The following is an 11431-nucleotide window of genomic DNA, read 5'->3' on the forward strand; positions in this document are numbered from 1 at the left end:
CGACCACATCCGCTGGCAGGTCCCCGACTGCGATCCGCTGCGGGGGAATGGCGGACCATGGAGAACCGAGGCCCCGGCCCGGCGCGGTTCAGACGCCGCAGTCCCGGCGCCGCGCCACACATCGCGTGGTCAGCGCGGGCCAAGCGCCGCAGATCCCGGGGCAACACGACCCCGGCCCGCGGATCAGGCGTCGCCGGTCAGACGTCGCCGGTCGGGTCCGGGTGGGCGCGCGGCGGGGCGTAGCGCGGGACGTACTCCTGGCCGGTGAGCTTCTGGATCTCGCTCATCAGCTCGTCGGTCATCTGGCGCAGCGAGGCGCGGTCGTCCGGGCGACCGGTGAAGTCCAGCGGCTTGCCGAACCGGACGGTGATCTTGGCGCTGCCGGGGCGGGGCACCCGGGCGCCGATCGGCTGAGCCTTGTCCGTGCCGATCGTGCCGACCGGGATGATCGGCACACCGGCGGAGATGGCCAGCCGGGCCGCCCCGGTCCGCCCCCGGTAGAGCTTGCCGTCCGGGGAGCGGGTGCCCTCCGGGTAGACCACCACCAGGTCACCACCCTGCAACGCCGGGATGGCGGCGTCGAACGCGGACAGCGCGGCCCGCCCACCGGCCCGCTCGACCGGGATCGCGCCCAGACCCGTGAGGACGAACTTCGAGAACGCGCCCTTCACGCCGGTGCCCTTGAAGTACTCCGACTTGGCCCAGAACGCCAGGTGCCGGGGCACCACCGTGCCGAGGAACAGCTCGTCGGCCACCGAGAGATGGTTGCCGGCGAAGATCGCGCCGCCGGTCTCCGGCACGTGTTCCAGACCCTCCACGGTCGGGCGGAACGCCAACCGCAGCGTGGGCGCCACGGTGAGCTTGCCGATGGTGTAGAGCAGGGGCACTGGTCCTCCGGCAGATGAGGTGCGAGCAGGCGGTGTCACGGTAGCGGACGCCTCCACACCTCCCGGACGGAGGTGGGGAGGCGTCCGCTACCCGCGCGTTACACCCGGCGGACGACGACCGTAACCCGCTCGCCCTCGCCCACCTCGCCGGCGAAACCGTCGAGGCCCTCGGCGAAGTCGATCGAGTCGGCCAGCACCTCACCGGCGACGAAATCGACGTACGCGCTCACCGCCGCGCGCACCTCCTCGGACGCCGACACCGACACCACGATCCGGTCGGAGACGTCCAGGTCGGCGTCGCGGCGGGCCTGCTGCACCACCCGCACCACGTCGCGGGCCAGGCCCTCGGCGGCCAACTCCGGGGTGACTTCGGTGTCCAGCACGACCACGCCCTCGCCGCCGGGCAGCGGCGCGGAGTGCTCGGCGTCGGCGGCGACCAGGCGCAGCTCGTACTCGCCCTCGGCCAGGGTGATGCCGGCGGCCACCGGGGCGCCGTCGACCAGCTCCCACTCGCCCGCCTTGACCGCCTTGATCACCTGCTGGACCTGCTTGCCGACGCGCGGGCCGAGCGCCCGGGGCACCACGGTCAACACCTGCTCGCAGTACGCGGCCAGCTCGGCGCTGAACTCCACCGCCTTCACGTTGACCTCGTCGGCGATCAGATCGGCGAACGGTCGCAGCTGCTCCGCCGCCGGCGAGGCCACGGTCAGCTTCGACAGCGGCAGCCGTACCCGCAGACCCTTGGCCTTGCGCAGGGACAGCGCCGCCGAGGCCACGGCCCGCACGTTGTCCATGGCGGCGACCAGGTCGTGGTCGGCCGGGAACTCGCTCGCCTCCGGCCAGTCGGTCAGGTGCACCGAGCGCTCCCCGGTCAGCCCGCGCCAGATCTCCTCCGCGGTCAGCGGCGCCAGCGGCGCCACCACCCGGCAGAGCGTCTCCAGCACGGTCGACAGGGTGTCGAACGCGTTGGCGTCGCCGGACCAGAACCGGTCCCGCGAGCGGCGCACGTACCAGTTGGTCAGCGCGTCCAGGTAGGACCGCACGGTGGCGCAGGCGCCGGAGATGTCGTACGCGTCCATCTGCGCGCCGACCGTCGACACCAGCTCGTTCGTCTTCGCCAGCACGTACCTGTCGAGCAGGTGCGTCGAGTCGGTGCGCCGCCGCGCCTGGTACCCGTCCGCGTTGGCGTAGAGCGAGAAGAAGTACCAGACGTTCCACAACGGCAGCAGCACCTGCCGGACGGCGTCACGGATGCCCGCCTCGGTGACCGCCATGTCACCGCCGCGCAGCACCGGCGAGGACATCAGCATCCACCGCATCGCGTCCGAGCCGTACGCGTCGAAGACGTGGTAGACGTCCGGGTAGTTGCGCAGGCTCTTGGACATCTTGCGCCCGTCCGAGCCCAGCAGGATGCCGTGGCTCAGGCAGTTGCGGAACGCCGGCCGGTCGAACAGCGCGGTGGCCAGCACGTGCATCGTGTAGAACCAGCCGCGGGTCTGCCCGATGTACTCGACGATGAAGTCACCCGGGTAGTGGTGCTCGAACCAGTCCGCGTTCTCGAACGGATAGTGCACCTGGGCGAACGGCATCGAACCGGACTCGAACCAGCAGTCCAGCACCTCCGGCACCCGACGCATCATCGACTGACCGGTCGGGTCGTCCGGGTTGGGGCGGACCAGGTCGTCCACCGCCGGCCGGTGCAGGTCGGTGAGGCGTACGCCGAAGTCCCGCTCGATGTCCGCGAGGGAGCCGTAGACGTCCAGGCGCGGGTAGTTCGGGTCGTCGGACTTCCACACCGGGATCGGGGAGCCCCAGAACCGGTTCCGGCTGATCGACCAGTCCCGTGCGTTGGCCAGCCACTTGCCGAACGAGCCGTCCTTGATGTGGCCGGGCGTCCAGTTGATCTCCTGGTTCAGCTCGACCATCCGGTCCCGGAACTGCGTCACCGCGACGAACCAGGACGACACCGCCTTGTAGACCAGCGGGGTGTCGCAGCGCCAGCAGTGCGGGTACGAGTGGGTGTAGGTGTCCTGCTTGAGCACCACCCCCCGGTCCTTCAGCTCGCGGATCACCGGCTTGTTGACGTCGAAGACCTGCTCACCCTGGTACGGCGGGACCAGCGCGGTGAACCGGGTGTGGTCGTCCACCGTGACGATGGTGGGGATGCCGGCGGCGTTGCAGACGTTCTGGTCGTCCTCGCCGAACGCCGGGGCGAGGTGCACGATCCCGGTGCCGTCCTCGGTGGTGACGAACTCCGCGCCGAGCACCTGGTAGGCGTTCTCGCCCGCCTGCTCGACGAGGAAGTCGAACAGCGGTGTGTAGCGGCGCCCGACCAGGTCCCGGCCGTACACCGTCCCGACCTGCTCGTACCCCTCCAGCTCCTTGGCGTACGCCCCGAGCCGCGCGGCACCCACCACGAACCGCTCGCCGTCGCGTTCCAGCACCGCGTACTCGATGTCGGGGCCGACGGCGAGCGCCAGGTTCGACGGCAGGGTCCACGGCGTGGTCGTCCAGACGCCCAGCTTGACCGGCCCGCGCACCAGTTCCGGCGCGGACTCGTCGGCGGTCAGCCCGAACCACACCGACAGGGTGGGGTCGTGCCGGTCCCGGTAGACGTCGTCCATCCGGGTCTCGGTGTTCGACAGCGGCGTCTCGCAGCGCCAGCAGTACGCCAGCACCCGGAAACCCTCGTAGATCAGACCCTTGTCGTGCAGGGTCTTGAAGGCCCACATGACGCTTTCCATGTAGTCCAGGTCGAGGGTCTTGTAGTCGTTGGCGAAGTCGACCCAGCGGGCCTGCCGGTTGATGTACCGCTCCCAGTCCTGGGTGAACTCCAGCACCGAGGTGCGGCAGGCCTCGTTGAACCGGGCCACGCCCAGGTCGATGATCTCCGCCTTGCTGGTGATGCCGAGCTGCTTCTCGGCCACCACCTCGGCGGGCAGGCCGTGGCAGTCCCAGCCGAAGCGCCGCTCGACGTGCCGACCGCGCATGGTCTGGTAGCGCGGCACCACGTCCTTGACGTAGCCGGTGAAGAGGTGGCCGTAGTGCGGCAGGCCGTTGGCGAACGGCGGGCCGTCGTAGAAGACGTACTCGTTCTTGCCGTCGGTGCCGGCGGGGCGGGCCTCGACCGACGCCTCGAAGGTCTTGTCGGCCGTCCAGTGCTCCAGTACCCGGCGCTCGACCGCGGGCAGGTCCGGGCTCGCCGGCACACCGGCGGCGGTCGGGTCGTGCAACGGATAGGCCATCGCCTGTCGCTCTCCTCGCAGCTCACTCAACGTGGGTCTGCGAGGACGAACCGTCCGGGTACGCCGACGACGGCGCTCCCGGGTGGCCCGCGGTACCACCCCGCTTGGCGGTCAGGATCGACCGCCCGCTCATTTGCCGGCTGTGACGGGCCGCACCCGTCCGGTTCTACTGGGCCGGTTGCCCGGCTGTTCTTCCGGAGGCTCACCGGTGATGGCCGGGTCATCGCCTTACGGTGCTCAACGATACAAGACCCACCCACCACTCCGCCGCCGAGTAATCCCGCGTGCACCCCACCCCGGCGGATGCTTCCGTTGATCAAGAGATTTTCGTCAACGTCGCGCCAAATCCTGACGCAAACCTCTTGATCAACAGGGGACGGCGGGGAGGGTGGGAGGGCGGGTTAGGGGGCGGGGAGGGTGGTGTTCCAGAGGGAGGCGCCGTCGCGGTCGCGCAGGTGAACTGTCAGGGCCGCGGACTCGCCGTCGATCGACACCTCGCCGAAGTGCTGGAAGCCCTCGGCCGGCGAGGTGTTGGCGCGCGGCGGGGCGTGCACGAAGACCGCCTGCGGGCCGAACGTGCCGTCCAGGGCGTTCGGGCCGAACGCGCCGGCGTGCGCCGGACCGGAGACGAACTCCCAGAACGGCGTGAAGTCACCGACCGCCGCCCGGGACGGGTCGTAGTGGTGCGCGGCGGAGTAGTGCACGTCGGCGGTGAGGAAGACCATGCCGGTCACCTGAGCCCGGTGGGTGGCCCGCAGCACCTCGGCGAACTCCAGCTCACGACCGAGCGGCGCACCGGGGTCGCCCTGCGCGACGCCCTCCTGCGCGCCCGGACCGTCCGGCACCACGACCCCGATCGGCAGGTCGTTGGCGATCACCTTCCAGGTCGCCGTGGAGCGCTTCAGCTCCCGGATCAGCCACTCCCGCTGCTCGCGGCCGAGCAGACCGCGCTTCGGGTCGGCGTACGTGTTGCCGTCGTTGGGGTCCTTGTGGGTACGCATGTCGAGCACGAACACGTCCAGCAGCGGCCCGTACGAGATCCGCCGGTACAGCGGCCCGTCGTCCGGCACGGGCAGCCACTCGTGGAATGCCTGACTGGCCCGCGCGGCGAGCACGTCGACCCGCTGCTCGGTGTAGCGCGGGTCGTCCAGGATCTCCCCCGGGTACCAGTTGTTGAGGACCTCGTGGTCGTCCCACTGGTTGATCTGCGGCACCGCCGCGGCGAACTCCCGCAGGTGCGCGTCGAGCAGGTTGTAGGCGAACTGTCCCCGGTACTCGGTAAGCGTCTCGGCGACCTTGCTCTTCTCGGGGGTCACCAGGTTGCGCCAGATCCGCCCGTCGGGCAGGGTCACCGACTCGACCAGCGGGCCGTCGGCGTACACGGTGTCGCCGCTGCACAGGTAGAAGTCCGGACGGGCCTCCCGCATCGCCCGGAAGATCGACAGTCCGCCGTAGTTGGGGTCGATCCCCCAGCCCTGCCCGACGATGTCCCCGGTCCAGACGAACCTCACGTCGCGCCGCCAGTGCCGGCCCGGCGCGGTCGTCAGCGACCCGGTCAGCGGCTCGCTGACCACCCCGTGCCGCTCCAGACTCTCCACCCGGACCCGGTAGTGCAGCCGCTCGGCGTCCGGCAGGCCGCGCAGCCGCACCTTGCCGGTGAAGTCTCCGCTCGGGCCGAGCACCGGGCCACGCAACTGCCGCGCGCCCCGGAAGTCGGGCCGCCGGCTCACCTCGACCAGCATCCGGCCCGGGCGGTCGGCCCGCGTCCAGACCAGCGCCGAGTCGGCGGTCACGTCGCCGCTCTGCACGCCGTGGGTGAGCACGGGGCGTCCCGCCGGGCGCCAGGCCGGGGCGGCGTTCGCGCCGGCGCCGCCCAGCAGCGCGCCGCCGGCGACTCCGGCCCCGGCCACCAAGCCGGCCCGCAGCAGGGTACGTCGATCAAGCTCGGTCATGCTTCCTCCCGGTCATGGGTTGACCCCGTCGGTCTACCGGGCGGAGATGACCGCGATCGGCGGCCCGGATGACCGGGGTCCGAACGCCGGTTGTCCGGCCGGAACGGCCGGACGCTCCGCTCTGGACGACGGTCGCCGCTTGACCCCGTTGGCGGGCTCGCGCAAACTTCGCCGGTGCGTCCGCTCGATTACGACGAGTTCCAGGCCATGCGACGCTTTCCCGCCCTGGACGGCCTGCGGGCCGTGGCGGCCGTCATGGTCTTCGCCTTCCACTTCGGTGGCCCGTCCTGGGCCTGGCTGACGGGCTGGATCGGCGTCCACCTGTTCTTCGTGCTCTCCGGTTTCCTGATCACCACGCTGCTGCTGCGGGAGGAGCACCGGTACGGGCGGGTCTCACTGCGCGCGTTCTACCTGCGGCGGTTCTTCCGGATCATGCCGGTGTACCTGCTGGTGCTCTTCCTGACCTGGGCACTGGCCCGGCTCAGCGGCACGGCCGACGCGGTGGAACGCTCGCTGGCGTACTACCTGCTCCTGCTCAACGACTTCCTGCCGGCCGGCGCCCCGTACCTGCACTCCTGGACGATCGGGATCGAGCAGAAGTTCTACCTGTTCTGGCCGGCGATCGCGTTCGTGCTGGTGACCACCGTCTTCCGCCGCCGACTGGCCGTCACTCTCGGCCTGCTCGTGCTCCTCGTCGCGTTGATCCCGCCGGAGATCGCGTGGCTGAGCTGGCCGATCCACTACGTGGCGATCCTGCTCGGCTGCCTCATCGCCGTGATCATGCAGCACCCCCGGGGCTTCGCCCTGCTCCGGCCGCTGACCCACCCGATCACGGCCAGCGCGGTGATCATGGCCTTCGTCGCGGTCCAGGTGGCCGTGCGGTACTGGCCGGCCCGGCTCGGCCCGGAGGCGCTGATCGGCAGCTACGCCGCGGCGGCCGCCCTGCTGCTGCCGGCCCTGCTGTCGCGCAGCCTCCTCGCGCGCGTACTGGCGCTTCGTCCACTGGTCTTCGTCGGCGAACGGTCGTACTCGATGTACCTGGTCCAGTCCATCGCGGCAGGGGTGGCGATCGGGTTGCTGCCCACGAGGGGGCGCCACGGCACCGTCATCTTCGTGGGCGCCGTGGTGGTGGGGCTGATCCTCGCGGACGTGCTCTACCGGTGGGTCGAGCTACCCGCGATCGGGGTGGGGCGGCGGCTCGCCGCCCGCGTCGCGCGGCCCGCGTCGCGCGACGACGACCGACCGGTGGACACCGTCGATGACAGCCCCCGGATCCCCCGCCCGCGCGAGGTGCTGGCCGACACCGTTCCGACGGCCTCCGGCCGGGCCCACCGCCACGCGTGACCGGGGTCACCACCGCGGTTGTCACGGCACGCCCCGGTCGAACCGTCGTTGCGGTGTCGGATCGAACAGGGAGTTGGTCATGCAACGAATGAGGCTCTTCGAGGTCGCGCCGCAGGGATACCAGGCCGTGTCGGGCCTGGAGAAGTACGTCCAGGCGAACGTCGACCACACCGTGCTGGAGCTGGTCAAGCTGCGGGCGTCGATGCTGAACGGCTGCGCGTTCTGCGTGGACATGCACAGCCGCGACGCCCTCGCCGCCGGCGAGTCGAGCCGGCGGCTGTTCGCGGTGGCCGCCTGGCGGGAGGCGCTGTCGTTCTTCGACGAGCGGGAGCAGACCGCGCTGGCGCTCACCGACGCGGTGACCCGGCTCGGCGAGCACGGGGTGTCGGACGAGGTGTGGGACGCCGCAGCGAAGGTCTGGCCGGAGAAGGAACTGGCCGATCTGGTCCTCGCGATCGCCACAATCAACGTGTGGAATCGTATCGCCGTGACCACGCACACGGAGCCCCCGGCGCAGGTGTGACGACCGAGGCGGCAGAGGCGGCCGGTGCGCTCCAGACGCACCGGCCGATGCTGCTCGGGCTCGCCTACCGCCTGCTCGGCAGCCGGCACGACGCGGAGGACGTGCTCCAGGAGGCGTACCTGCGGTGGCTGGGCGTGGACCGCGCCACCGTGGCCGAGCCGCGCCGCTACCTGTCCCGGGTGGTCACCCGGCTGGCGATGGACCGGCTGCGGGCCCGGCAGGCGGCCCGCGAGACCTACGTCGGGCCGTGGCTGCCCGAGCCGGTGCCGACCGAGCCCTCGCCGTTCGGCCCGCTGGACCGCGCGGAGCTGCGCGACTCGCTGTCCACCGCCCTGCTGCACGTGCTGGAGCGGCTCACCCCGCCGGAGCGCGCGGTGTACGTCCTGCACACCGCGTTCGACCTGCCGTACGCCGAGATCGCGGGGATCCTGGACCGGACCCCCGAGGACTGTCGGCAGCTGCACCACCGGGCGGCCACGCGGGTACGCCAGGAGCGCCGCCGCTTCACCGCCAGCCGCTCGGAGCGTGAGCGGCTGCTGGAGGCGTTCCTCGCCGCCGCCCGGAACGGGGACCTGGCGACGCTCACCAGTCTGGTGGCCGCGGACGTCACGGCGTGGAACGACGGCGGCGGCCGGGTGCGTTCCGCCCGCAACCCGCTGCGGGGCGCGGACCGGGTCGCCCGGTTCTACGCCGGGATCTACGGCCCACGCCGCGAGTGGGCGGCGCGTCGGCTGGAGTTGAACGGCGAACCCGCCATCCTGCTCACCCGCTCCGACGGCGGCCGGTACACGCTGACGGTCACCGCCGCAGCCGGCCGGATCACCGGGATCTACGTCGTGGGCAACCCGGAGAAGCTGCCGCCGGTCGACTGAACCCCCGGCGCCGTCAGCTCAGCTCAGCTCGGGGAACCAGAGCCCGATCTCGCGCTTGGCGCTGTCCGTCGAGTCGGAGGCGTGTACCAGGTTCTCCCGGTTGGACAGCGACAGGTCGCCCCGGATCGTGCCGGCGGCGGCCCTGCGGCCGTCGGTCGCGCCGACCAGCCCACGGACCACGTCGATGACCTGGTCGCCGGAGAGCACCAGGGCGACCAGCGGGCCACCGGTCATGAAGTTCTTCAGCGGCGGGTAGAACGCCTTGTCGACGTGCTCGGCGTAGTGCGCGTCGGCCAGCGCGGCGTCCATCGTCCGGTGCACCATCGCGTCGATCCGCAGCCCCTTGCGCTCGAAGCGGGAGAGGACCTCGCCGACCAGGCCGCGGCGGACCGCGTCGGGCTTGATCAGCACGAGGCTGCGCTCATCCGGGCTGTTGCTGGACACGCTGGGTTCCTCCTGTACGCGCGGAACGCTTGGGATCGGTACGGTCAGCCTAGCGACCCGGTCCCGGCGCCGGCGCGGCGGCCGGTCTTTCCCCCGGTGGCCGATCCGGCCTAGCCTGGCCCTGACCCCCGGGAGGTCCACTGTGGCGAATGGCGGGAACCGGCCCATCGCGCCGGTACGCAAGCTCATCGGCACGGTGCTCGGCACCGTGGCCACCTTCGTCGTCCTCTTCGGGCTGGGCATGACCAGCTGGGCCATCGTGGCCCTCGGGGTCGCCCTGCTGGTGCTGGCGATCGCGCTGGCTACCGTACGCGGCGGCGGGCGCACCTGGGTGGTCGGCGTGGCGCACGTGCACAGCGCCTCCGAACCACCCACCCAGTACGCGTTCGGCCGGTGCGAGCTGCAACTGGTCATCGACGCGCCCGGTCTGCCGCCCCGATCCAAGAAGATCATCGAGCCGCGGGTGCCGGTCTCGAAGTGGCCGTCGCTGGGTCAGACCCTGCCGATCCGGGTCGCGTTGGACGACCAGCGGCACGTCAAGGTTCTCTGGGACGAGGTGCCCACCCACGCCGAGACCGCGGCGGCCGTCGCCGACCTCCCACCGGAGTTCGGCGACATCGACGCCGTGGACGACGTGCTCATCCAGCAGGACGCCCCGCCGTGGGCCGACCGCGCGACGGACGACGACTTCCGGGACGCGCGCGACAGCGAGGGGTTCCTCGACCCGCGTGGCCGCGACGGCGACCCCTTCCGCGACGCCCGCGACGGTGACCCGTTCCGTGACCCACGCGGCCCCGAGGTGTTCCGTGACCCGCGCGGCCCCGACCCGCTGCGCGACGACCCGGCGGTCGCGCCCGACGAGCGCGAGCCGGTGGTGATGAGCCAGAGCCCGGGCGGCCCGGTGGTGCTCGAAGGCGTCGTCGTCGAGCCGCAGCCCGGCGCAGGGCTGCCCCGACGGGCCACCCCCGCACCGCGCCCACCGGCGGAGGAGCACTTCGACCAGCCCGGCGCGGACCCGCTCGCCCCGATCGACGACCGCGTCGACCAACCCGACGACCGCGTCGACCCGGCGCCCGACGACCGGCCCGCGACCGCCGAGGCCCGCCTCGACCCGCCCGCCGCGCCGCGCGTCGATCCACCTCCGGCGCAGCGCACCGGCCCGGTCGCCATGGATCCGCTGGACCCGCTGGACCTGCCGCTGGACGATCCGGCCCCGACCGGAAAGGCCCGCGAGACCGTCACCGCCGAGGACCTGGACGAGGCGATCTTCGGGTACGACGGCGCGTCCGCGACTGATCCGGCCGGCCCGATCAGCGGTGTCGGCCTGACCCTGCTGGTCACCGACCTGTCCCGGTCGCTCGGCTTCTACCGCGACATGCTCGGCTTCAGCGAGGTCGACCAGGGCGCCGGCAACGCCGTGCTCGCCTTCGGCACGACCCGGCTGGTGCTGCGCGAGGTGACCGGGGCGGCGCCGATCAGCCGCCGACTGGTGCACGTCAACCTCGAGGTGGACGACATCGAGGCGGCGTACGGCCGGCTGCGCGATTCCGGGGTCCGCTTCACGTACGCGCCCCGGGTGGTCAACCGGGGCAGCAGGCTGGAGGTGTGGGCGGCTGCCTTCCGGGACCCGGACGGCCACGGCATCGCCCTCACCCAGTGGCGCGAACGCGCCGACGCCTGACCCGGCCGGTCCTCCCGGAGCATCGCCGGACGAGTCGGCGTGTCAGCCGAGGATGACCCGGCGGACGTGCAGCGCGTACGCCCAGACCAGGGCGAAGATGATGCCCAGCACGAACAGCGACCAGTGCAGCAGACCGGCCAGCATCAGCAGGCCCTGCAGCACGGTGCCGGCGTGCCAGGCCCAGGGGCGGCGCATCATGCCGGCGAGCAGGACGGCGGCAACCGCCAGGGCCACCACCGCCGCGATCGCGGCCCCGCCGAGGTCGCCACCGACCACCCGGATCGGCTGGATGGCCAGCAGCAGCACCAGCGCCTCCAGGCTGAGCGTCCCAGCGCCCAGGCCGCGTACCGCCCGCTCCGGGTTGCGCAGCCCGGACCGCCGCGGCTGCCCGGCCTCCGACTCCCCCACTGACGATCCGGCCGCGCCCTGCTCGGTAACCGAGCCCGCCTCGCCGCGCGACGAGCCCGCCTGGCCGCCCGACGG

The 11431-nt window shown here is 72.0% G+C and carries 9 protein-coding genes; 4 read left to right on the forward strand and 5 right to left on the reverse strand.

Annotated features, from left to right (window positions below; translation table 11 throughout):
• Positions 1-197 precede the first annotated feature (197 nt).
• The 3 genes from AB0J68_RS15950 to AB0J68_RS15960 form a co-directional block, all read right to left on the reverse strand.
• On the reverse strand, positions 198-887 hold the full coding sequence (locus AB0J68_RS15950) for a lysophospholipid acyltransferase family protein (protein WP_354857892.1): 690 nt from the start codon (positions 885-887) through the stop codon (positions 198-200).
• A 98-nt stretch (positions 888-985) separates the two neighbouring features.
• Complete coding sequence (gene ileS, locus AB0J68_RS15955; protein WP_363939096.1) at positions 986-4132, reverse strand: isoleucine--tRNA ligase; 3147 nt, start codon at positions 4130-4132, stop codon at positions 986-988.
• A gap of 401 nt (positions 4133-4533) precedes the next feature.
• Positions 4534-6084: an alkaline phosphatase D family protein gene (locus AB0J68_RS15960; RefSeq protein ID WP_363939098.1), complete on the reverse strand. Its 1551-nt coding sequence runs from the start codon at positions 6082-6084 to the stop codon at positions 4534-4536.
• Between the two features lie 174 nt (positions 6085-6258).
• Between AB0J68_RS15960 and AB0J68_RS15965 the strand changes: the two genes are divergently transcribed.
• From AB0J68_RS15965 to sigJ, 3 genes are all read left to right on the forward strand, one after another.
• Positions 6259-7428, forward strand: a complete 1170-nt coding sequence (locus AB0J68_RS15965; RefSeq protein ID WP_355135360.1) for an acyltransferase — start codon at positions 6259-6261, stop codon at positions 7426-7428.
• Positions 7429-7507: 79 nt separating this feature from the next.
• Positions 7508-7951, forward strand: coding sequence for a carboxymuconolactone decarboxylase family protein (locus AB0J68_RS15970; protein ID WP_354862407.1), 444 nt, complete (start codon positions 7508-7510; stop codon positions 7949-7951).
• Positions 7948-8823 carry an RNA polymerase sigma factor SigJ gene (gene sigJ / locus AB0J68_RS15975; RefSeq protein WP_363939099.1) on the forward strand — a complete coding sequence of 292 codons (876 nt, stop codon included), beginning with the start codon at positions 7948-7950 and terminating at the stop codon, positions 8821-8823. Before AB0J68_RS15970 ends, sigJ begins: the two co-directional genes overlap by 4 nt.
• An 18-nt stretch (positions 8824-8841) precedes the next feature.
• Here the strand turns inward: sigJ and ndk are convergent, their stop codons facing one another.
• The gene (gene ndk / locus AB0J68_RS15980) at positions 8842-9267 is read right to left on the reverse strand and encodes a nucleoside-diphosphate kinase (RefSeq protein ID WP_363939100.1); all 426 of its coding nucleotides are present in this window, start codon (positions 9265-9267) and stop codon (positions 8842-8844) included.
• 142 nt (positions 9268-9409) lie between these two features.
• Between ndk and AB0J68_RS15985 the strand changes: the two genes are divergently transcribed.
• Entirely contained in the window at positions 9410-10948 is a 1539-nt protein-coding gene (locus AB0J68_RS15985; protein WP_354862412.1) for a VOC family protein, read from the forward strand.
• Between the two features lie 42 nt (positions 10949-10990).
• Here AB0J68_RS15985 and AB0J68_RS15990 read toward each other — a convergent pair whose 3' ends face one another.
• A complete protein-coding gene (locus AB0J68_RS15990; protein ID WP_363939102.1) occupies positions 10991-11356 on the reverse strand; it encodes a DUF4233 domain-containing protein in 366 nt (121 codons plus the stop codon).
• Between the last annotated feature and the right edge of the window lie 75 nt (positions 11357-11431).

The organism is Micromonospora sp. NPDC049580 (assembly GCF_040675595.1).
Classification (GTDB): Bacteria; Actinomycetota; Actinomycetes; order Mycobacteriales; family Micromonosporaceae; genus Micromonospora.

What these genes read in the sequence shown, in the direction of transcription:
- AB0J68_RS15970 (WP_354862407.1), top strand. Translation starts at nt 7,508, where the DNA reads ATGCAACGAATGAGGCTCTTCGAGGTCGCGCCGCAGGGATACCAGGCC.
- AB0J68_RS15960 (WP_363939098.1), bottom strand. Translation starts at nt 6,084, where the DNA reads ATGACCGAGCTTGATCGACGTACCCTGCTGCGGGCCGGCTTGGTGGCC.
- ileS (WP_363939096.1), bottom strand. Translation starts at nt 4,132, where the DNA reads ATGGCCTATCCGTTGCACGACCCGACCGCCGCCGGTGTGCCGGCGAGC.